Source organism: Streptomyces sp. CA-210063 (assembly GCF_024612015.1).
Taxonomy (GTDB): Bacteria; Actinomycetota; Actinomycetes; order Streptomycetales; family Streptomycetaceae; genus Streptomyces.
This window is the reverse complement of sequence record NZ_CP102512.1, coordinates 347,809-367,377: the sequence shown is the minus strand read 5'-3', so window position 1 is coordinate 367,377 and position 19,569 is coordinate 347,809. Positions and strand designations below refer to the sequence as shown.

The following is a 19,569-nucleotide window of genomic DNA, read 5'->3' as shown; positions in this document are numbered from 1 at the left end:
GTGATGAGGCTGACGGAGGGTGACGCGTATGCCGGAGCAGGAGTACGAGACCGTGCGGGCCGAGGTGGCGGAACGGATCCTCACCGTCACACTGAACCGGCCCGAGAAGCTCAACGCCTTCACCCCTCAGATGATGCAGGACCTGCTGGACGTCCTGGACGCGGCCGATGCCGACGACGAGGTACGGGTGATCGTCGTGACCGGCGCCGGACGCGGCTTCTGCGCGGGCGCGGACGTCAGCTCCGGCGGCTCGTCCTTCGACCACCGCAAGGCGGGCGCGTGGCACAGGGACACCGGCGGCCGGGTCGCGCTCAGGATCTTCTCCAGCACCAAGCCGGTCATCGCGGCGGTCAACGGCCCGGCGGCGGGCGTCGGGGCCAGCATGACCCTGCCCATGGACATCAGGCTGGCGTCGACCTCGGCCAAGTTCGGCTTCGTCTTCGCGCGGCGCGGGATCGTGCCGGAGTCGGCGGCGAGCTGGTTCCTGCCGCGGGCCGTGGGCATGCAGCGGGCCATGGAATGGGTGTCCACCGGCCGCGTCTTCGGCCCCGACGAGGCACTGGCGGCCGGGCTGGTCCGCTCCGTCCACCCGCCTGAGGAGCTGCTGCCGGCGGCGTACGCACTCGCCCGCGAGATCGCCGAGAACACCTCGGCGATCTCCGTCGCCCTGTCACGCCAGATGATGTGGCGCATGCTCGGCGAACCCCACCCGATGACCGCGCACCGCCTCGACTCCCGCATCATGAGCCAGATCGGCGGCGGCCCGGACCCCGTGGAGGGCGTCCAGTCGTTCCTCGCCAAACGGCCGCCCGAGTTCCCGGGCCGGGTCAGCAAGGACATGCCGCCCGTCTACCCCTGGTGGCATGAGGGGGAGTTCCGTCCCTTCGGGGAGCCGTCGGGGCAGGTGGAGCGATGACCACCTTCGACTACATCGTGGTGGGCGCGGGCTCCGCGGGCTGCGTACTCGCAGGCCGGCTCTCCGAGGACCCCGGGAGAGGCCCCCCTCACGATCACGCCGAACTACTACGGCTCCGATCACGACCGCACCGTGGGCGCCGCCCTCTTCCGCCGTATGCGGGAGCTCTTCGAGACTGAGCCGATCGCCGACCGGATCACGACCGAGACATTGCCGGGCCCCGCGGTCCGCGAGGACCAGCAGATCATCGACGCCGGCCTCGACCACGGGCGCTGCGGCTACCACGTCGTCGGCACCTGCGCCATGGGCCCGGCCGAGGACGACGTCGTCGACGCCGAGCTGCGGGTGCGCGGTGTCGCAGGCCTGCGGGTGGTCGACTGCTCGGTCATGCCGACCATGGTGTCCGGCAACCTGAACGCACCGATCATGGCCATGGCCTGGCGGGCGGCCGACCTCGTCCTCGGCACCGCCTGATCCGGCGCGAGGAGATCTGGCCGAAACATTGTCGTAGTTTCCCCGAAGTGTTAGCGTCCGGTCGGCGGACATTCAGTTGAATGCGCTAAACCATTGACCGCCTGGACGGTAGCCATGAGCGATGGTTTCCTGCATGAATCCCTGCGCGATGTCGACTGGGGAGTCGCCACCGCGGACACCATCGCGGCCCCGCCGCCGCCTCCGCAGGAGCGCGGCGGGCACTTCGGGCAGTGGACCGACGACATCCGGCAGTTGGTCGGCGTCACACCCGACTCGCACCGGGCGGTCGCCGGATGGCCGCGGCTCCAGCCCGACGGGCCGGGCAGCTGGGACCGGGACGCCCTGGACCGCTGCGACCGCGAACTCGATGCCCTGCTGGAGCTGGGTCTGCGGCCCGGTCTGACGCTGCTCGACCGGTCACTGCCGGCGTGGCTGGAGGCCTCCGGCGGCTGGCTCGCCCGCGACACCGCCGAGTACTTCGCCGTCTACGCCGCCGAGCTGGGCCGACGCTTCGGCGACCGGGTGGCACGCTGGATCACCTCCACCGACCTCGCCGGTCCCACGCTCGCGGAACACGTGGCCGGAATGTACACACCGGGCCGGGGCATCGGCCGCGCCGGCCTCCCCGCGATCCACCACATCCTGCTCGCCAACGGACTCGCGACCCGGGCCCTCAGGGCCGCCGGCGCACCCGGCCGGATCGGCACCACGGTCACCCTCGTCGGCGGCTACCCGGCCACCGACGACCCCTACGACCGCCTCGCCCTGGAACGCCTGGAGAGCTGGACCAACCGGCTCTTCCTCGACCCCCTGCTGCTCGGCGAGCACATGGTGACCGAGGAGGACGTCGCACCGGTGGAGGCCACCGGCTGCGTACGCCCCGGCGACCTGGAGGTCATCGCCACACCGCAGGACCTGCTGGGCCTGTCCTGGCACACCCCGTTCCGCGTCACCGCCCCGGAGAACCTGCCCCGCGTGCTGCCGACCAGCCGCTGCCTCGGCGCCCTCAACGAGGTGAACCGCCTGCTCGTCGGCCTCGGATTCGCCATCGTCCCCTTCGACGACGTGGAGACGACGGCGTACGGCTGGCCCATCGTCCCCGAGGGGCTCGCCGACGCCGTCGCCGGACTCCACGACCTGTACGGAGACCTGCTGCCGCCGTTGTCCGTCATCGACAACGGTATGGGCGACCTTGACCTGGTCGACGAGTCGGGACGCAGCGACGACGTCCGGCGGCGGGCCCTGCTGCGCGCCAGGCTCACCTGGCTGGCACGCCTCGTCGCGGCCGGGGTGGACGTCTGCGGTTACGAGTACTGGTCGGTGCTCGACAATCTGGAGGCGAAGTTCCGCTACACCCGCCTCTACGCGATGGCCGTCCCCGACCACGAGCCCCCGCCGCGCCCCCCGATCCCCTCGGACTGGGTGCACGGGGAAGCGTTCGGCGGCGCCGTCGTCCCCGGCGAAGGCCACGCGGCCGGGCTGACCCTGGTGCCGGCCCCCGCCCGGACTCAACGCGTTTCGGCCACGTAGTCCTTGCCCCGGATCAGCCGCACCGGCGTGTAGACGAGCACCTCCTCGTCCCGCTGATTGCGTACGGTGATCCGGCTGGTCACCACACCCCGCCCCGGCTTGCTGGACGGGCGGCAGCCCGTCGTCTCCACGATCGCGTGGAGCGTGTCCCCGACGTACACCGGCCCCCGCACGGTCAGTTCCATGTGCAGGAAGGCGAGGCCCGTACCGTGCAGCACATTGGTCTGGAGGACGAGCCCTTCGGCGAGGCAGTACGTCAGGCCGCCCGGGACCAGCCGGCCGGTGTACCCGCCCTCCGCCGCGTGTGTGGCGTCCCAGAACAGCGGCTCGGTGAAGCCGCCCCAGGTGACGAAATTGACGAGGTCGGTCTCGGTGACGGTCCGGCGGGCGGTTCGGAAGACCTGCCCGACCGGCATCTCCTCGTAGGTCAACCCCCGGACCAGCGGGGGGACTTCGGTGGTCTGCTGCAGCGTCATGATCGGTTCCTTGTTGATGGGGTCAGAGATCGAGCGGGTGCTTGCCTGCCACACCCTCGAAGTCCGGGGAACGCTTCTCGCGGTGGGCCGCCAGTCCCTCGACGACCTCGTGTCCGCCGAACCCGAAGAACTCCAGCCCCAGCGAGGCCTCGAAGATCGGCTGGGCGGTGCGGTACCAGTGGTTGAGGGACCGCTTGGTCCAGCTGATCGCGCTGGCGGGGCCGGCGGCCAGGACGGTCGCCACGCGCAGGCCCTCCGCGTGGACCTCGTCGTCGTCCACGCACTTCGACACCAGGCCGATCCGCTCCGCCTCCTCGCCGGTGAGGGTCTCGCAGGTCAGCAGGTAGTACTTGGCCTTGGCCATGCCGCACAGCAGCGGCCAGCAGATCGCGGCATGGTCACCGGCGGCGACCCCGAGGCGGGTGTGCCCGTCGACGATCTTCGCGGTGCGCGCGGCGATGGAGATGTCCGCGAGCATCCCGATGACCAGCCCGGCGCCGACCGCCGGACCGTGGATGGCGGACACCACGGGCTTGGAGCAGTTCATCACTCCATATACCATGTCCCGCGCCTCGCGCATGACCCGGGCCCGCACCGCGTGGTCCTCGGTCAGCGCTTCGATGGAGTCGAAGGTCCCGCCGGCCGAGAAGGCCCGGCCGGCCCCCTGGACCAGCACGGCACGCGTCTGCTCGTCCCGGTCGATCACCCGCCAGACGTCGGCCAGCTCGCCGTGCATCTCCGGATCCACCGCATTGAGGTGCGGCGCGTCGAGCACGACGCGGAGCACGCCGGGCGCCGGCCGCTCGAAGGTCAGGCTCCCGAACGCTGCGTACGGATCGGTCACGTCGCCCTCCTGGTGCAATCAGTGCGGATACTATAATTATCTAACTGTATCGTGGAGTGTGTGGGCAAGCGGTCGGCAGGCGAGGACGGGAAGCTCGGCATGGATCTCACCTTCAGCGAGGAACAGGACGAACTGCGCAAGGTCGTCCGGTCGTTCCTCGCCAAGTACTCCGACGAGGCGGCCGTGCGCCGGCTGGCCGCCGATCCGCGCGGCCACGACCCCGTCCTCTGGCGGCGGATGGCCGGCGAACTCGGCCTACAGGGACTCGCCGTGCCGGAGGAGTACGGCGGCTCGGGTTTCGGCTACGTCGACCTCGGCATCGTCTTCGAGGAGGCGGGCCGCGCGCTGCTGTGCGGGCCGTACTTCGCCACCGTCGCCCTGGCCGCCGAGGCCCTGCTGCGCTGCGACGACGAGCGGGCACGACGTGACCTCCTGCCGGGCATCGCCTCCGGCGCGACGGTGGCCACCCTGGCGCTCACCGAGGACGACGGCCGCTGGGACGCGCAGGGCATCGGGCTCACCGCCCGCGAGAGGGCCACCGGATGGCAGCTGACCGGCACGAAGACCTACGTCCCCGACGGCCATCTCGCCGACCTGCTCCTGGTCGCCGCCCGTACCCCCTGCGGCATCAGCCTCCTCGCGGTCGGGGCCGACGCGCCGGGCCTCGACCGTACGTCTCTGCCCACCCTCGACCAGACCCGCAAGCAGGCCCGTCTGGAGTTCACGGACACCCCCGCCCGCCTGGTCGGCACCGAGGGCACGGCATGGCCCGCCCTCGAACGCACCCTCGCCACCGCCTCCGTCCTGCTCGCCGCGGAACAGGCCGGGGGAGCGGCGGCCGCGCTGGACGCCGCCGTGGAGTACGCCAAGATCCGCGTGCAGTACGGGCGGCCCATCGGCTCGTTCCAGGGGATCAAGCACAAGTGCGCCGACATGCTGGTGGACATCGAGTCCGCCCGCTCGGCCGCGTACGCCGGGCTGTGGGCCCTGGATGCCGGCGACGAGACCGAGACCGCGATCGCGGCGGCCCTCGCCCAGACCTTCTGCTCGGAGACGTTCACCAGGGTCGCCGGCGACAACATCCAGGTCCACGGCGGGATCGGCTTCACCTGGGAACACCCCGCCCACCTGTACTTCAAGCGGGCCAAGAGCTCCGAGGTGCTGCTCGGCACGCCGTCGCACCACCGGGAACTGCTCGCCACGCGGCTCGGCATCTGAGCCCTCTGCCCGGCTCGGATGCCGAGACCCTGCCCGGCTCGGTATCCGAGTCCCCTCCGAGACCCTTCTAGACCCCAGGAGAACGCAGACATGGAAGTGGACTTCGGGCCCGCGGTACGCGACTTCCGCGACGAACTGCGGGACTGGCTGGCGGACCACCTGGTGGGTGAGTTCGCCGAGCACCGGGGCGTGGGCGGCCCCACCGACGGAGCGGCCTGGGAGGTCCGCCTCGCCTGGGACCGTGAGCTGTCCGCCGGGCGCTGGCTGGGCGTCGCCTGGCCCGAGGAGTACGGCGGCAGAGGGCTCGGACTCCTCGAGGAGATCGTCTTCGAGTACGAGTACGCCCGTGCGAACGCCCCCTACCGGGCCACCGTCAACGCCCTCGACCTGCTCGGCCCGATGCTCCTCAAGATGGGCACCGAGGAGCAGAAGAAGCGCTTCCTGCCCCCGATCCTCGCCGTCGAGGAACTGTGGGGCCAGGGCTTCAGCGAACCCGGCGCCGGCTCCGACCTCGCGTCGGTCCGCACGCGTGCCGAACGCGACGGCGAGGAGTGGGTGGTCAGCGGGCAGAAGGTGTGGACCTCCTTCGGCATCCACGCCGACTGGCTCTATGTCCTCACCCGCACCGACCCGGACTCCGTACGGCACAAGGGCCTCACGCTGCTGCTCCTTCCGACGGACCAGCCGGGCGTGGAGATCCGCCCCATCCGCAACCTCGCCGGCCAGGACGAGTTCGCCGAGGTGTTCCTCTCGGACGCGCGGACTCACGCGGACATGGCCGTCGGCGAGGTGGGCCAGGGCTGGCGCACGGCGATGGCCACCCTCGGGATCGAGCGCGGCACCACGCTCCTGCCCCAGCAGCTCGGCTTCGAACGGGAGGCCGAGGCCCTGATCGACCTGGCCCGCGAACGGGGCGCGCTCGACGACCCGATGCTGCGCCGCCGGATCGTCGACGCCTGGATCTCCGTACGCATCATGCGCACCACCAACCTGCGCACCCTCGCCGAACTGACCGCGGGCCGAACCCCCGGAGCCCAGGCCACGACGGCCAAGCTGTACGCCTCGACACGCCACCAGCAACTCGGACACCTGGCCATGGAGTTGGCCGGCCCGGCCGGGCAGATCGTGGGCGAGGACTACGGCCTGGACATGCGGCAGCGCTCCTTCCTGCTCTCCCTCGCGGAGACGATCTACGGCGGGTCCAGCGAGATCCAGCGCAACATCATCGGGGAACAGCTCCTCGGCCTGCCGAAGGAGCCACGGCCGTGACGCCGATCGAGGAGCGCGTCGACCGCATCGAATCCCACCTGGCCGTCCAGCAGTTGCCCGTCCGCTACGCACTGGCCGTGGACGCCCGCGACCTCGACGCCTGGGTGGGCTGCTTCCGGCCCGACGTCGACATGGGTCGCCACGGGCGCGGCAGAGACGTACTACGGGCGCACATCGAACCCCTCGTCCGCGGCTTCCACCGCTCGATCCACCAGATCTGCGGCCACCGGATCGAGTTCACCGGCCGCGACACCGCCACCGGCTCCGTCTACTGCCGGGCCGAGCACGAGGTGGGGGAGCGGTGGATCGTCATGGCCATCCGCTATCTCGACGAGTACGCGCGCGTGGACGGCGAGTGGTACTTCTCCCGGCGCCGCGAGCAGCACTGGTACGCGGCCGATGTGACCGAGCGCCCCCAGGACGTGGGCTTCAACGGCTGGGAGGGCGCCGGAGCACCGGCGCTGCCCGACGCCTTCCCCACCTGGGCGGCCTTCTGGAAGGACTGGACGGAGACGTGATGCAGCGGTTGTCGGGTAAATCGGCCCTGGTCACCGGCGGCGGGCAGGGCGTGGGACGAGGTATCGCGCTCGCGCTGGCCGCCGAGGGCGCGGCCGTGGTGATCACCGGCCGAACGGCCGGGAAGCTCAAGGACACGGTCGCCGAGATCGCCGAGCGCGGGGGGCGGGCGCACGCGGTCGTGGGGGATGTGGGCGAGGGCGCGGACGTCGACCGTATGGTGGCCGAGACGGTACGGGAGTTCGGCGGCCTCGACGTCCTCGTCAACAACGCGCAGAGCTCCGTGCAGCGCCGACTGGAGGAGACGTCGTACGACGACGTCGAACTCGCCTACCGCAGCGGCCCGTTGGCCACCTTCCACGCCATGCGGGCGGCCCTGCCCCATCTGAAGGCCGCCCGAGGCAGTGTCGTCAACCTCGGCTCGTCGGCCGCGGTGCAGGGAGAGGCGAACTTCGCCGCGTACGCGATGGCCAAGGAGGCCGTCCGGGGCCTGACACGGGTCGCCGCGCGGGAGTGGGGGCCGTACGGGATCCGCGTGAACGTCGTCTGCCCGGCCGCGCTCAGCCCGGCGGCGGAGGCGTACTTCACCGCCCACCCGGAGAAGGCCGAGCGGGTGCTCGCGGGTATCCCGCTGGGCCGGATGGGCGACCCGGAGACGGACATCGGCCGGGCCGTGGCCGCGCTGGTCAGCGACGACATGGCGTATCTGACGGGGGCGACGCTGATGTTGGAGGGCGGGCGGACGCTGATCGGGTGAACAGGGGGGTTGCGCGGGACAGGGTTTATCGCCCCCGCCGCCCCTACCCGTCCCATCCCAGGGGGCTGCGCCCCCAGACCCCCCTTTGAGGGTCGTTGCCTGTCTGCGGGTAGGTGGGGGCTGATCGCGCAGTTCCCCGCGCCCCTGAAGGGGCCTGCGGCCCTTCAGGAGACGGTAGGCCCGCAAGGCCGTCGTCTTTCAGGGGCGCGGGGAACTGCGCGACAAGCCCCCACTCGCCCGCAGTCAACCAACCGACCGAGGGGGGTCTGGGGGCACAGCCCTCTGGGATGGGACGGGTAGGGGCGGCGGGGGCGAGGAAACGCCGTTACACGACCCCCCGCACCCGCAGCTGCGTAAGCTGACTATCCGTCACCCCCACCAAGGCCGCGAGGACTTCCGCCGTATGCTCCCCCAGCGCCGGCGGCGCCACGTACCCCTCGACCGGTGTCGCCGAGAACCGGATCGGATTGGCGAGCAACGACAGCCGCCCGGACACGGGGTCCTCGACGTCGACCAGCATCTCCCGGTGCTGGATCTGCGGATCGGCGAAGACCTCGGGCAGCTCGTTGAACGGCCCCGCAGGGACGTCGTGTTCGTCGAGCACCACGAGCCACTCGTCCCGCGTCCGGGTCCGCAGGATCGCCGCCAGCACCGGCAGTATCTCCTCACGGTGCGCGATCCGCGCGGACGTCGTGGCGAACCGGGCATCCTGAAGCAGATCGGTGCGACCGGCCGCCGCGCAGAACCCGGCGAACTGCTTGTCGTTGCCGGCGACGAGGAAGATCGGTTTGTCCGAGCACTGGAAGGCCTGGGAGGGGATCCCGCCGTAACCGCCGTTGCCGCGCCGCCGCGGCACCTCGCCGGAGACCAGGTAGTTCATCGCGAAGTGCGACAGCGAGGCGAGACCGCAGTCCAGCAGGGACAGATCGATGAACTGGCCCTCCCCGGTGGCGTCCCGGTGCCGCAGCGCGGCCAGCACGGCCGTGGACGCGTACAGCCCCGTGAGGATGTCGACCATGCTGACGCCGACCTTCATGGGCTCCTCGGGATGCCCGGAGACGCTCATCATCCCGGACATGGCCTGGAAGATGCCGTCGTAGCCGGGCCGCGAGGCGTACGGCCCGGTCTGGCCGAAGCCCGTCACGGAGAGGTAGACCAGCCGGGGGTTGAGCTCCCGCAGGCTCTCGTGGTCGAGCCCGTACTTCGCGAGCGTCCCCGCGCGGAAGTTCTCCACCAGCACGTCCGACCGGGCGGCGAGCGCGCGGATCAACTCCTGCCCCTCGGCGGTGGCGTGGTTGACGGTGACCGACCGCTTGTTGCGGTTGCAGGAGAGATAGAAGGCGGCGGTGTCCGTCCCCTGCGCGAACGGCGGCCCGTACGTCCGCGAGTCGTCGCCCGAACCCGGCCGTTCCACCTTGATCACCTCCGCGCCCAGGTCGGCCAGCATCTGGGTGGCCAGGGGGGCCGCGAGGATGCGGGACAGATCGAGGACACGGATCCCGGCCAGGGCGGTCGACGGCATCGAGCTCTCCCTCTGTTCACAGACAGGCAATCAGTTATATAAATAATACATCTAGCATCGAGATCAAGCCCTGCTTGATTGCTTCAACTATCCAATTCATGTAACTATATAGATCGGCCGCAGGCCGAGACCGGAGGGCGTGCTGATGACCGTCGCGGCGAGGACCCTCACCGAACAGGAGCAGCGCGAACGCCGGGCGTGGTTCCGCGCCCGCTGGGAGCGCGGGGTCGCCTTCAACCGCCGCTGCCGCATCCGGGTGACCCGCTGGGACCCGGAAGCCGTGGAGATCGTGCTCCCCTACGCCGAGTCCCTCTCCGCCCACGAGGACGTCTTCCACGGCGGGGTGATCTCGGCGCTCATCGACACCGCCGGCGCCGGCGCCGTGATCGCCGGGCACGACTTCACCAAGGGGAGCCGGCTCAGCACGGTGTCGATGTCGGTGCAGTACCTCGCGCCCGCCCGGGGCCCGGAGGCCGTCGCCTACGCGCGCTGCGTCAGGCGCGGCCGCAGGGTGCACTTCGCCGACGTCGACGTGATGGCCGGCGGACGTATCTGCGCGCGGGGGCAGGTCGTGGTGACCATCTCCGGGGAGCGGCCGGGCGTCGGCGACCCCATCGAACCCCTGGCCGAACCGCTGACCGAGGAGTGACGCGATGCCCGACGAGGCTCAGGAACTGGTGCTGTACGAGATCGACGAGGACGGCGTGGCCACGCTCACCCTCAACAGGCCCGAGCGGAAGAACGCCTGGAGCATCCCCATGGAGAACCGCTTCTTCGCGCTTCTCGACGAGGCAGCCCAGGACCCAGCCGTCCGCGTCGTGATCGTCACCGCCGCCGGCAGGGCCTTCTGCCCCGGCATGGACGTCCAGCGCCTGGAGCAGAACGCGCAGCCGGGGCAGTCCCTCAACCTCCAGGCCCGCGTCCCCATGTACAGCAGGCGCGACATGCCGAAGCCGGTGATCGCCGCGATCAACGGCGCCTGCGCCGGCATCGGCCTGGTCCAGGCGCTCATCTGCGACGTCCGTTTCGCCGCCCGCGGCGCCCGCTTCACCACCGCCTTCACCCGGCGCGGCCTGGCCGGCGAGTACAACCTGCCGTACGTGCTGCCGCGCGTCATCGGTCTGGAGAACGCGCTCGACCTGCTGCTCTCCGGCCGGGTCTTCGACGCCGACGAGGCGAAGGACCTCGGCCTCGTCAGCCGGGTCGTCGAACCGGAGGACCTGCTCGACGCCGCCCGCGCCTACGCCCGGGACATCGCCCGCAACTGCTCACCGCGCGCCATGGCCGTCCTGCGCCACCAGGTGTACGGCGACCTCGACCGCACCTTCACCGACGCCCTGGCCCGCTCCTACTCCGCCATGGAGTTCTTCGCGGGCTCACCGGACTTCCGGGAGGGCGTGGCGAGCTTCATGGAGAAGCGGGAGCCGAAGTTCGAGGGCCTGCCCCCGGACTTCGACCCGGACGACGCCACCCGCGACGCGTTCCTGCCCTACTGACCGAGGAGCCTACGAAGATGACAGGGCAAACGTTCCCCGTCGAGGCCGGACACATCATGATGTTCGCCCGCGCCATCGGCGACGAGAACCCGGCGTACCAGGGCGAGTCGGCCCTCGCACCGCCCACCTTCACCATGGCGAGCGCCCACTACGACCCCGACTACCACCTGCGGCCCAAGCCGGACCAGGAGTGGTTCGGGTCCGGCGCCGGCCCCGGCGTGATGGCCGAGGGCGGCGGCGGACTCCACGCCGAGCAGCACTTCGAGTACCACCGCCCGGTGCGCGCCGGCGAGACGCTCTACGCGCACACCGTCCCCGGACGCAGCTGGGAGAAGCAGGGCCGCAGCGGCCGGCTGCTGTTCAGCGAGCGCGTCACCGAGTACCGGGACGCCGACGGCGAGCCGGTTGTCAGCGCCGTGACCGTGGCCGTCGTGCCGGAAGGCCCCGCAACCCCGAAGGACCCCCGATGAGCGTGAGCGTGGCCGGTATCAAGGTCGCCGACATCAAGGTCGGCGAGACCCGCGAGGGCGTCCTCGTCGACGACCTCAAGCGCACCCGGATCGTCCAGTACGCGGGCGCCTCCGGCGACTTCAACCCGCTGCACACCGATGACAGGTTCGCCGTCGAGGCCGCCGGCTATCCCGGTGTCTTCGCCCACGGCATGCTGACCATGGGCATGACCGGCCGGGTCCTCACCGACTGGGTCGGCACCGAGGCGCTGCTGCGCTACGGCGTGCGCTTCAAGGCCCAGGTCTGGCCCGGCGACACCCTCACGGCCACGGCCACCGTCGAGTCCATCGAGGACACGCCGACCGGCCCGGTGGCCCACTTCTCCGTGCGCACGGTCAACCAGGACGGCGTCGAGGTGGTCACCGGCACCGCGGCGGCCCGCCTGGAGACCTGAGCCGATGGGCGCCGCACAGCGGGCCGGGACGGCAGCCACCTGGACCGCCCTGGTGAGCCGCGCCTATGACCACGCCCGCCCCGCCGTCCGGTTCGGCGACCTGACCTGGACCGGACGTGAACTCCTCGACCGGGCGGCCGGTGCGGCCGACTGGCTGGACACCCTCGGCCCCGAACCCGGTGCGCCGGTCCCCGCGTTGGTCGCCACCTCCGCCGACGCCCTCGCCCTGGTGATCGGCGGCGCCGGGTCGGGCCACCCGCTCGCACCGCTCGGCGTCCGGATGACCGCGTACGAGATCGCGGAAGTCGTCAAGGCGACCGGCTCTCAAGTCCTCGTGGCACAACGCGAGTTCGCGGACCTCGGCAGACAGGTCGCCGAGCTGTCCGGCCGCCGGATCAGCATCGTGCCCGAACTGTCCACCAGTACCCGGGAACTGACCGCCGAGCCCGACGAACTCGCCGCCGTGCTGCACACCTCCGGCACCACGGGCCTGCCCAAACCGGTTCCCATGACCCAGCGGCGCCTGGCCGCCCGGGCCCGCGTCAACGGGCGGCTGTGCGCGCTCGACCCCGACAGCTTCTACGGCGGCAGCGCCCCCTTCCACCACATCGCGGGCCTCGGCAACATCGCCGTCGCCCTGGCTGCCGGCGCGCTGATCACCGGTCTGCCCCGCTTCACCGTCGAGGGCTGGGCCCTGCTGCGGCACCTCGGCACCACGCACACCAGCATGGTCCCGGCGATGCTGGAGACCCTGCTGGCGGCCGGCGAGGCACGCCACGAGACGCTGCGGACCCTCCAGTACGGCGGCGCGCCCATCCGCCCCGGCACCCTGCGGCGGACGTACGAGGCGATGCCCGGCGTCCGCATGCTCAACATGTTCGGCCAGACCGAGGGCTCGCCGATCAGCGTGCTCACCCCTGAGGACCACCGGGAGGCGGTCGCCGGACGTACCGAGCTGCTGCGGTCGGTGGGGCGCCCCGCACCCGGGGTCGAGATCAGGGTCGAGGGCGCGGGCCCGGACGGCGTCGGCGAGATCCACGCCCGCGCGGACCATTTCTTCCGGATCGACGCCGAGGGCTGGCTGCACAGCGGCGACCTGGGCCGGGTGGCGGAGGACGGCTATCTCTATCTGCTCGGCCGACGGACCGACATGATCATCCGGGGCGGCGAGAACGTCCACCCGCTGGAGGTGGAGACGGTTGTCGCCGCCCACCCCGGCGTGGCGGACGCGGCGGTCACCGGCGTGCCGGACGAGCGGCTCGGCCAGACCGTGGTCGCCTTCGTCGTACCGTCCGACCCCGACGCCCCGCCGGAACCGGCGGCACTCAGGAGCCATGCCCGTGCCCGGCTGTCCGGGTTCAAGGTCCCCGTCCGCTGGTGGTTCGTGGACGATCTGCCGCGCAACGCGAACGGCAAGGTCGTACGCCGTGACCTGCGGGAGCCGTACCGAGGAGGAACACATGCCTGACCAGGTCGACCCGCAGCGACTCGACGTCCTGCTGAGCCTCATCCGCCGGGAGGTCGAGCACGGTCCTCTGCCGTCCGCCCAGGTCGCCGTCGCCCTCGACGGCCGCCTGGTGGCCTTCGAGACCTACGGCGATGCCGAGCCCGGCACCCGCTACGTCCTGCAGTCCGTCGGACGGTCGATCGTCGCGGGCGCGGTGTGGAAGCTGATCGGTGACGGGCTACTGGACGTGGATGAGCAAGTCGCCGCGATCATCCCGGAGTTCGCGCCGAACGGGAAGGAGAAGGTCACCGTCGAGCAGGTGCTCACCCACACCGCCGGCTTCCCCTTCGCCCCACTCGGGTACCCGAAGATGCTCGACCGCGAGCAGCGGCTGGCCGCCTTCGGGCGCTGGCGGCTGGACTCCCCGCCGGGCAGCCGCTTCCAGTTCCACCTCACTTCGGCGGCCTGGCTGATCGCCGAGATCGTCGAGCGGCGCACGGGTCTGGCCTTCGCCGACTATCTGCGCGAGCGGATCGTACGGCCGCTGGGCCTGTCGTCGATCGAGTTGGGGGTGCCGGTGGAGCGTCAGCCGGGCAGCGTCGCCCCGATGCTCGCCACGGACCGCACGGACGACGACCAGGAACCCGACCCGTGGGGGCCGTGGTACCTGTCCGACCCGAACGTCCTGGCGGCCGGTGAGCCCAGCCACGCCCTGGTCGCCACCGCCGCCGACGTCGCGCTCTACTTCCAGGCGCTGGTCCACTCCGGCCTGTGGAAGCCCGAGGCGGTGGCGGAGGGCATCCGGATCCGGCTGACCGCCCATCCGTACGGTGAGCAGATCTACGGGGGCGGCGGCGTCCGCCGTACGAGCATGGGCCTGTTCGTGACCGTGGCCGGACCTGACGCGGGCAGCAACCTGCCCTCGACCGGCTCGCCCGCGCTCTTCGGCAGCGCCGGAGCGGCGTACCAACTGGGCTTCATGGACCCGGAGTCCGGCCTGTCCTTCGCCTGTCTGAGCAACGGCTATCCGCTCGCCGGCTATGACCACTCTCCGCGCGGCACCGCCCTGCTGACCGACATCGCGAACCTGGCGGCGGGCCTGGTCGGTTAGACCGGGCCCGCCGCCAGGCGGAAGGTGCGTACGGCGCTCAGCGGCTGATCAGCTGCTGAGCGTTGTTGTACATGATGTCGTCCTGGGCGGACTCGTCCAGCTCCGCGATGTGCTTGCGGAAGTCGGCCGGGGCGGCGAGGCCCTCGGCGTGCGGGAAGTCGGAGCCCATCACGATGGACTCGTGGTGGCCGAGGCGCTTGACGACGTTCACGATGTCGTCCTCGGGATAGGGCACCACGCGGACGTGCTTGCGGAAGATCTGGCTGGGGCGCTCGTCCAACTGCCCGCCGATCCAGGGGCCGTTGCGGCCCATGCCCCGGCTCTTGTCCATGTGCCGGACGAAGTGCGGCACCCACTCGGAGCCGAACTCGGAGACCAGGATGTTGATGTCCGGGAAGCGCCCGAAGAAGTTGTCGAAGATCAGCGCGGACAGCGTCTCCTCGATGGGCCGCTGGCCGTAGGTGTTCTGCCACTGCCAGGCCGACATCCGGAAGTGGATGGGGCTGGGGTCGAAGCCCCAGGCGGGCGCCACCTGCGAATTGTAGTAGAACTCGCTGATGTGGTAACAGACGCTCGCCTTGGCCTCGTTGACCAGTTTCCAGAACGGGTCGAAGTACGGGTCGCCCGGCGAGCGGCCGTACATCGGGCCGGTGGGCAGCAGGATGAAGCGGGCGCCCTCGTTCAGGACGTACTCCAGCTCCTTCACCGCGTGGTCCAGGTCCCGCAGTGAGAGCAGGGCCGGGGCGTAGATGCGGCCCTGGTGGTTGAAGCCCCACACCTCGTTCATGTACCGGTTGAACGAGTGGTAGTTGGCGTAGAGCGGCTCGACGCCGCTCACATACTCCTCGGCGACCAGTGCCCAGCCGCCCGGGTACATGATCGTCTGGTCGAGTCCCTGCTCGTCCATGATCCGCAGCCGGGCGTCGCGGTTCTGGTAGGCCTCGTGCATCGGCTCGAACTGGTACGTCTCCTCCGGATTGCCCGAGGCCATCGCCTTGAGCATCTCCTTGAGCGAGCCGGGGCGGTAGACCTGCCCGAACTCCGGTTCCAGACAGACGACGATCCGGTCGCCGGCGAGAATCACCTCCCGCCCGTCCGGCAGGGTCACCGGTGCGACAGCCGCACCGAGGAACTCCTTCGGGAGATAGCGGGTGAAGGAGTCCCGCTCCTCGTACATGTGCTGGTCGCAGTCGAAGATGCGCTTCCGCTGTTCGGCCATGGCCGTCGCCTCCGGAACCCCAGGATCTATTCAGTACGCCTTCTATAATTATCTAACTGTTTATCGAGCGCAAGGGGTCGGAGCGAGGGAGTGCCGGGAGGTGGCGGAGGGCGGGTCGGCGGGGGCCGTTCCGCCCGGTCAGTCGAGGAGTTCGAGCACCGTCTTGGGGCCGGCCGCGTTCACCACGTCGTCGGCGCTGGAGATGTGCCGCTGCCACAGCTTCTCGGCCTCGTCGGCCTTGCCGGACTCGATCAGGCCGACCATCCGCACATGGGCGCGGTGCCCCTTGAGGGCCTGTGCCTTCTGGGTCTCGGCGTCGGTGGCGGCCGCGGTGTAGGAGGCGTTGGCCCGGTCGATGATGTTGCGCAGCATGCCGCACAGCAGGATCAGGGTCTGGTTGCCGGTGAGTTCGATCAGGAGGGCGTGGAAGGCGTCCTGGGCTTCCACGAGGGCGAGCGGGTCGTCCAGGACGGACTTCTCGGCGGCCACCGCGTCGCGCAGTCGCTTGATGTCGTCCGGGGTGTGCTTCACGGCCAGCTGGCGGGCGCAGGGCGGCTCGATGAGGGCGGCGGCGCGGTAGATGTCGCCGAGGGTGGCCCCGCGGTATTCGAGGATCAGACCGGCGAAGCGGGCGGCGACGTCGGCGTCGGGCGCGCTCACCCGGGCGCCGCCGTGGGCGCCGCGGCGGACCGTGATCAGGGACTCCGACTCCAGGACGCGGAACGCCTCCCGCAGGGTCGGCCGTGAGATGCCGAACTGCTCCATGAGGCCCGACTCCGGCGGCAGCGCGTCACCGGGCTTCAGTTCACCCCGTACGATCTGGCGGCGCAGATGCGCGGCGACCAGCTCGGCGGTCTTCGGCACCCGCACCTGGCGTCCGACGCGGTTGCGGGAGGGGGCGGGCACGATCGCCGTTTCTGCTGCGCGGGCTGCCTCGGCCACGGTGAGCTCTCCTCATATAGCCAAATGAATCGTCTTAGTGCATCGAGGATACCAGGTCAAGGGTTGGATGATCGTCGCCGATGAGATATAGATGATTCATCTATCTATTAACGCGACGGTTTCCGTGGGAGTGACCCCGATGACCGAGAATCCGACCCCGGTGATCCTCACCGAACTCACCGACGACGGGGTCATGCTCCTCACCCTGAACCGGCCCGAGCGGCACAACGCCTGGACGCTGGAGATGGAGCTCCTCTACAACGAGCTGTTCGACCGGGCGGAGGCCGATCCCCGGGTACGGGCCGTGGTGCTCACCGGTGCCGGGCGCAGCTTCTGCCCGGGGATGGACATGAGCGTGCTGGACGGGGCGTCCTCCGGTGCCCGCCCCTGGCCGACCGACCAGCTGCCCCCGCGCAGCCGGCCCATGTCCTTCCCCAAGCCCGTCGTGGCGGCCGTCAACGGCGCCTGCGCGGGCATCGGCTTCAACCAGGCGCTGATGTGCGACATCCGGTTCGCCGTGCCGCACGCCAAGTTCGCCGCCGCCTTCAGCGCCCGCGGACTGGTGGCCGAGGACGGCGTGTCCTGGCTCCTGCCCCGTCTGGTCGGCCACGGCAACGCCAGCGATCTGCTGCTGTCCTCACGTCGGATCACCGGGACGGAGGCCCATGCGATGGGCCTGGTCAACCGTCTGGTCGAGCCGGGCGAACTCCTCCCGACGGCCCTGGCGTACGCCACCGAACTGGCCCGCTCGGCCAGTCCGTACGCGATGTCCCTGATCAAGCGGCAGCTCGCCGACGACCAGGCGAGGGGCTTCACCGAGAGCCGCGACAGCGCGGCCGCGCTGCTCGCCGTGGCCAAGCGCGCCCCCGACTACCGCGAGGGGGTGCGCAGCTTCATCGAGCGCCGCACGCCCGAGTTCGCGGCGCTGGGGGAGGAGGAGTCGTCGTGACCCGGAGCGAACTGCCGTTGCACCGCCGGACGATCACGGTCTCCGCGTACCGGGAGGGCGACGACGAGATCTCGGTCGAGGCGGAGCTGCTCGACGACCGACCCTGGGCCGAGCCGTCGGCCGCCGTCATCCACAGCATGGTGCTCGCGGTGCGGGTGCGCCTCGCGGACATGGTGATCGTGGCCGCCGGCGCCGACATGCGCGGCTTCCCGCACGCCGAGTGCCCGCTGATCACGCCCGTCTTCGACGGCCTGGTCGGGCTGAGCGTCGCCGCCGGATACAACCGCGCCATCCAGGAGCGGTTTCGCGGTGTCTCCGGGTGCTCCCACCTGTACGAGCTGGCGCGGGTCCTCGGGCCGGCCGTGGTCCAGGCCGGCATCTCGGCCAACGCGGGGCTGCGGATGGCCGGCCGGCCCTCCCACGACCCGCGCGCCACGGCCGGGGTGCTGAACAGCTGCCACATCTGGGCACCGGACGGCGTGGGCCTGCGCAAGCTCGACGCGGGCTGGCGCCCGGGGACCGGCCCGCGTCCGGTCCCCGAGCTGAGGATCTTCGAGATGTCCTCGCAAGACCCTGAACCCGAAGCGGGCCGGGCCGATTCGTCCGGCGGTTCGGTAACGCCCTAAGGGGCGCTATGCGACTCCGTCGCGTGACGCGACCAGCCACGACGGCGCCCCGCCGAAGACGAAAGCGACCCGGTGGGTCACCTCGGCTCCCGCGGCAGCCCCAGCACCTTCTCCGCGAGGATGTTCCGCTGCACCTGGGACGTCCCCGCGTAGATCGTGCCGGAGCGGGCGATCAGGTACGTCGTCGACCAGGACGCCGAGGAGTTGGCGGCGCCGGGGTCGTCGGCACGGTAGGTGCGCAGCGGCGGGCGGCCCACCGGGACCTGGCCGTGCAGGCCCATGATGTCCATCGCCAGATCGGTGACCTCGGTGTGGTACTCGCTCCAGTACAGCTTGGCGATCGACGTCTCGGGGCCGGGCTCGGCACCCTTCAGCCAGCCGGTGAGGATCCGGTAGCCGAGATAGCGCATGATCTCCACCTTCGACCAGCACCAGGCGATCCGTTGCCGGATGACAGGGTCCTGGTCCTTGCCGTGGAGTCGCGCCAGCTCGACCAGCCGCTCCACCTCCGCCTTGAACAGGATCGGATTGGTCGCCGCCTCCTCCCCACGCTCCACCCCCAGCAGGCTCTGGGCCACCGTCCAGCCGTTGTCGACGCCGCCGACGACGAGATCGGCGCGGGTGCGGGCGCCGTCGAAGAACACCTCGTTGAAGTGGAGCTGCCCGCTCATCATGCGGAACGGGCGTACCTCGACGCCGGGTTGGTCGAGCGGGACGAGGAGGAAGGAGATGCCGCGGTGCTTGGAGGCGTCCCGGTCCGTGCGGGCCAGGACGAAGATCCAGTCGCTGTGGTGGGCGCCGGAGGTCCACACCTTCTGGCCGTCGATCACCCACTCCTCGCCGTCCAGTGCGGCGCGCGTCTTCAGGGAAGCCAGGTCCGAGCCCGCGTCCGGCTCCGAGTAGCCCTGGCACCAGGTGTCCTCGCCGCTGAGGATGCGGGGCAGGAAATGGGCCTTCTGCTCCTCCGTGCCCCAGCGCAGCAGGGTGTTCGCCAGCATCTTCACCCCGAAGGTGTCCTGTGGCAGCCCGAACGGCACACCGGCCAGGGCGAGTTCCTCCATCAGGACGACCTGGTGGAGCTTGGACAGGCCACGGCCGCCGTAACGCTCGGGCCAGGTGAGGGAGAGGTAGCCGCGCTCGGCGAGCCGCCCGCGCCAGTCGCGGGCGAAGGCCCGGGCCGCCTCCTCGTCGAGGGCGCCGATGCCCGCCCAGTCCGGCGGGAGCGCCTCGGCGAGGAACGTCCTGACCTCGGTGCGGAACGTCTCGGTCTCCGGGGGATAGCTGATGTCCACCTGCGCACTCTCCTCGTTCCGGCCCGCTCGCACAGCAGATCGCTGTATTGATTGTTTCAGC

The 19,569-nt window shown here is 70.8% G+C and carries 21 protein-coding genes; 15 read left to right on the top strand and 6 right to left on the bottom strand.

Annotated elements, in window-relative coordinates; all coding sequences use genetic code 11:
* Window positions 1–28: 28 nt before the first annotated feature.
* The 3 genes from JIX56_RS01560 to JIX56_RS01550 all read left to right on the top strand — a co-directional run bounded on the left by JIX56_RS01560 (window position 29) and on the right by JIX56_RS01550 (window position 2,920).
* Complete coding sequence (locus JIX56_RS01560) at window positions 29–916, top strand: crotonase/enoyl-CoA hydratase family protein (RefSeq protein WP_257536928.1); 888 nt, start codon at window positions 29–31, stop codon at window positions 914–916.
* A gap of 132 nt (window positions 917–1,048) precedes the next feature.
* Window positions 1,049–1,390 (top strand): GMC oxidoreductase, encoded by a 342-nt coding sequence (locus tag JIX56_RS01555; protein ID WP_443031736.1) that lies wholly within the window; start codon window positions 1,049–1,051, stop codon window positions 1,388–1,390.
* Between the two features lie 114 nt (window positions 1,391–1,504).
* Window positions 1,505–2,920: a glycoside hydrolase family 1 protein gene (locus JIX56_RS01550; protein WP_257536927.1), complete on the top strand. Its 1,416-nt coding sequence runs from the start codon at window positions 1,505–1,507 to the stop codon at window positions 2,918–2,920.
* Here JIX56_RS01550 and JIX56_RS01545 read toward each other — a convergent pair.
* Window positions 2,899–3,396, bottom strand: a complete 498-nt coding sequence (locus tag JIX56_RS01545; protein ID WP_257536926.1) for a MaoC family dehydratase — start codon at window positions 3,394–3,396, stop codon at window positions 2,899–2,901. The genes JIX56_RS01550 and JIX56_RS01545 overlap by 22 nt on opposite strands.
* A gap of 22 nt (window positions 3,397–3,418) precedes the next feature.
* A complete protein-coding gene (locus JIX56_RS01540; RefSeq protein ID WP_257536925.1) occupies window positions 3,419–4,240 on the bottom strand; it encodes an enoyl-CoA hydratase/isomerase family protein in 822 nt (273 codons plus the stop codon).
* 99 nt (window positions 4,241–4,339) lie between these two features.
* Between JIX56_RS01540 and JIX56_RS01535 the strand changes: the two genes are divergently transcribed.
* The 4 genes from JIX56_RS01535 to JIX56_RS01520 all read left to right on the top strand — a co-directional run bounded on the left by JIX56_RS01535 (window position 4,340) and on the right by JIX56_RS01520 (window position 8,000).
* Entirely contained in the window at window positions 4,340–5,458 is a 1,119-nt protein-coding gene (locus JIX56_RS01535; RefSeq protein ID WP_257550694.1) for an acyl-CoA dehydrogenase family protein, read from the top strand.
* Window positions 5,459–5,548: 90 nt separating this feature from the next.
* Complete coding sequence (locus tag JIX56_RS01530; RefSeq protein WP_257536924.1) at window positions 5,549–6,727, top strand: acyl-CoA dehydrogenase family protein; 1,179 nt, start codon at window positions 5,549–5,551, stop codon at window positions 6,725–6,727.
* The gene (locus JIX56_RS01525; RefSeq protein WP_257536923.1) at window positions 6,724–7,245 is read left to right on the top strand and encodes a nuclear transport factor 2 family protein; all 522 of its coding nucleotides are present in this window, start codon (window positions 6,724–6,726) and stop codon (window positions 7,243–7,245) included. Before JIX56_RS01530 ends, JIX56_RS01525 begins: the two co-directional genes overlap by 4 nt.
* Window positions 7,245–8,000 (top strand): SDR family NAD(P)-dependent oxidoreductase, encoded by a 756-nt coding sequence (locus JIX56_RS01520; protein ID WP_257536922.1) that lies wholly within the window; start codon window positions 7,245–7,247, stop codon window positions 7,998–8,000. Before JIX56_RS01525 ends, JIX56_RS01520 begins: the two co-directional genes overlap by 1 nt.
* A 325-nt stretch (window positions 8,001–8,325) precedes the next feature.
* Here the strand turns inward: JIX56_RS01520 and JIX56_RS01515 are convergent, their stop codons facing one another.
* Entirely contained in the window at window positions 8,326–9,522 is a 1,197-nt protein-coding gene (locus tag JIX56_RS01515; RefSeq protein ID WP_257536921.1) for a CaiB/BaiF CoA transferase family protein, read from the bottom strand.
* 145 nt (window positions 9,523–9,667) lie between these two features.
* Here JIX56_RS01515 and JIX56_RS01510 point away from each other — a divergent pair, with 145 nt between their 5' ends.
* From JIX56_RS01510 to JIX56_RS01485, 6 genes are read left to right on the top strand one after another with little or no spacing between them, the layout of a single operon-like run.
* Entirely contained in the window at window positions 9,668–10,171 is a 504-nt protein-coding gene (locus JIX56_RS01510) for a PaaI family thioesterase (RefSeq protein ID WP_257536920.1), read from the top strand.
* A gap of 4 nt (window positions 10,172–10,175) precedes the next feature.
* Entirely contained in the window at window positions 10,176–11,018 is an 843-nt protein-coding gene (locus tag JIX56_RS01505) for an enoyl-CoA hydratase-related protein (protein ID WP_257536919.1), read from the top strand.
* Window positions 11,019–11,035: 17 nt separating this feature from the next.
* Complete coding sequence (locus JIX56_RS01500; protein ID WP_257536918.1) at window positions 11,036–11,488, top strand: MaoC family dehydratase N-terminal domain-containing protein; 453 nt, start codon at window positions 11,036–11,038, stop codon at window positions 11,486–11,488.
* Entirely contained in the window at window positions 11,485–11,922 is a 438-nt protein-coding gene (locus JIX56_RS01495) for a MaoC family dehydratase (protein ID WP_257536917.1), read from the top strand. The genes JIX56_RS01500 and JIX56_RS01495 overlap by 4 nt, the downstream gene beginning before the upstream one ends.
* A gap of 4 nt (window positions 11,923–11,926) precedes the next feature.
* Window positions 11,927–13,390 (top strand): class I adenylate-forming enzyme family protein, encoded by a 1,464-nt coding sequence (locus JIX56_RS01490; RefSeq protein WP_257536916.1) that lies wholly within the window; start codon window positions 11,927–11,929, stop codon window positions 13,388–13,390.
* Window positions 13,383–14,480 (top strand): serine hydrolase domain-containing protein, encoded by a 1,098-nt coding sequence (locus JIX56_RS01485; RefSeq protein ID WP_257536915.1) that lies wholly within the window; start codon window positions 13,383–13,385, stop codon window positions 14,478–14,480. The genes JIX56_RS01490 and JIX56_RS01485 overlap by 8 nt, the downstream gene beginning before the upstream one ends.
* 37 nt (window positions 14,481–14,517) lie before the next feature.
* Here JIX56_RS01485 and JIX56_RS01480 read toward each other — a convergent pair whose 3' ends face one another.
* On the bottom strand, window positions 14,518–15,699 hold the full coding sequence (locus tag JIX56_RS01480) for an amidohydrolase family protein (RefSeq protein WP_257536914.1): 1,182 nt from the start codon (window positions 15,697–15,699) through the stop codon (window positions 14,518–14,520).
* A 138-nt stretch (window positions 15,700–15,837) separates the two neighbouring features.
* Entirely contained in the window at window positions 15,838–16,641 is an 804-nt protein-coding gene (locus JIX56_RS01475) for a FadR/GntR family transcriptional regulator (RefSeq protein WP_257536913.1), read from the bottom strand.
* 139 nt (window positions 16,642–16,780) lie between these two features.
* Between JIX56_RS01475 and JIX56_RS01470 the strand changes: the two genes are divergently transcribed.
* Entirely contained in the window at window positions 16,781–17,590 is an 810-nt protein-coding gene (locus JIX56_RS01470) for an enoyl-CoA hydratase-related protein (RefSeq protein WP_257536912.1), read from the top strand.
* Entirely contained in the window at window positions 17,587–18,216 is a 630-nt protein-coding gene (locus JIX56_RS01465; protein WP_257536911.1) for a DUF2889 domain-containing protein, read from the top strand. The genes JIX56_RS01470 and JIX56_RS01465 overlap by 4 nt, the downstream gene beginning before the upstream one ends.
* A 77-nt stretch (window positions 18,217–18,293) precedes the next feature.
* Here the strand turns inward: JIX56_RS01465 and JIX56_RS01460 are convergent, their stop codons facing one another.
* Window positions 18,294–19,508: an acyl-CoA dehydrogenase family protein gene (locus JIX56_RS01460; protein ID WP_257536910.1), complete on the bottom strand. Its 1,215-nt coding sequence runs from the start codon at window positions 19,506–19,508 to the stop codon at window positions 18,294–18,296.
* Between the last annotated feature and the right edge of the window lie 61 nt (window positions 19,509–19,569).

Coding starts and splice junctions, on each gene's coding strand:
- JIX56_RS01505 (WP_257536919.1), top strand. CDS start 10,176: ATGCCCGACGAGGCTCAGGAACTGGTGCTGTACGAGATCGACGAGGAC.
- JIX56_RS01550 (WP_257536927.1), top strand. CDS start 1,505: ATGAGCGATGGTTTCCTGCATGAATCCCTGCGCGATGTCGACTGGGGA.
- JIX56_RS01495 (WP_257536917.1), top strand. CDS start 11,485: ATGAGCGTGAGCGTGGCCGGTATCAAGGTCGCCGACATCAAGGTCGGC.
- JIX56_RS01515 (WP_257536921.1), bottom strand. CDS start 9,522: ATGCCGTCGACCGCCCTGGCCGGGATCCGTGTCCTCGATCTGTCCCGC.
- JIX56_RS01545 (WP_257536926.1), bottom strand. CDS start 3,396: ATGACGCTGCAGCAGACCACCGAAGTCCCCCCGCTGGTCCGGGGGTTG.
- JIX56_RS01510 (WP_257536920.1), top strand. CDS start 9,668: ATGACCGTCGCGGCGAGGACCCTCACCGAACAGGAGCAGCGCGAACGC.
- JIX56_RS01500 (WP_257536918.1), top strand. CDS start 11,036: ATGACAGGGCAAACGTTCCCCGTCGAGGCCGGACACATCATGATGTTC.
- JIX56_RS01535 (WP_257550694.1), top strand. CDS start 4,340: ATGGATCTCACCTTCAGCGAGGAACAGGACGAACTGCGCAAGGTCGTC.
- JIX56_RS01520 (WP_257536922.1), top strand. CDS start 7,245: ATGCAGCGGTTGTCGGGTAAATCGGCCCTGGTCACCGGCGGCGGGCAG.
- JIX56_RS01480 (WP_257536914.1), bottom strand. CDS start 15,699: ATGGCCGAACAGCGGAAGCGCATCTTCGACTGCGACCAGCACATGTAC.
- JIX56_RS01560 (WP_257536928.1), top strand. CDS start 29: ATGCCGGAGCAGGAGTACGAGACCGTGCGGGCCGAGGTGGCGGAACGG.
- JIX56_RS01490 (WP_257536916.1), top strand. CDS start 11,927: ATGGGCGCCGCACAGCGGGCCGGGACGGCAGCCACCTGGACCGCCCTG.
- JIX56_RS01470 (WP_257536912.1), top strand. CDS start 16,781: ATGACCGAGAATCCGACCCCGGTGATCCTCACCGAACTCACCGACGAC.
- JIX56_RS01485 (WP_257536915.1), top strand. CDS start 13,383: ATGCCTGACCAGGTCGACCCGCAGCGACTCGACGTCCTGCTGAGCCTC.
- JIX56_RS01530 (WP_257536924.1), top strand. CDS start 5,549: ATGGAAGTGGACTTCGGGCCCGCGGTACGCGACTTCCGCGACGAACTG.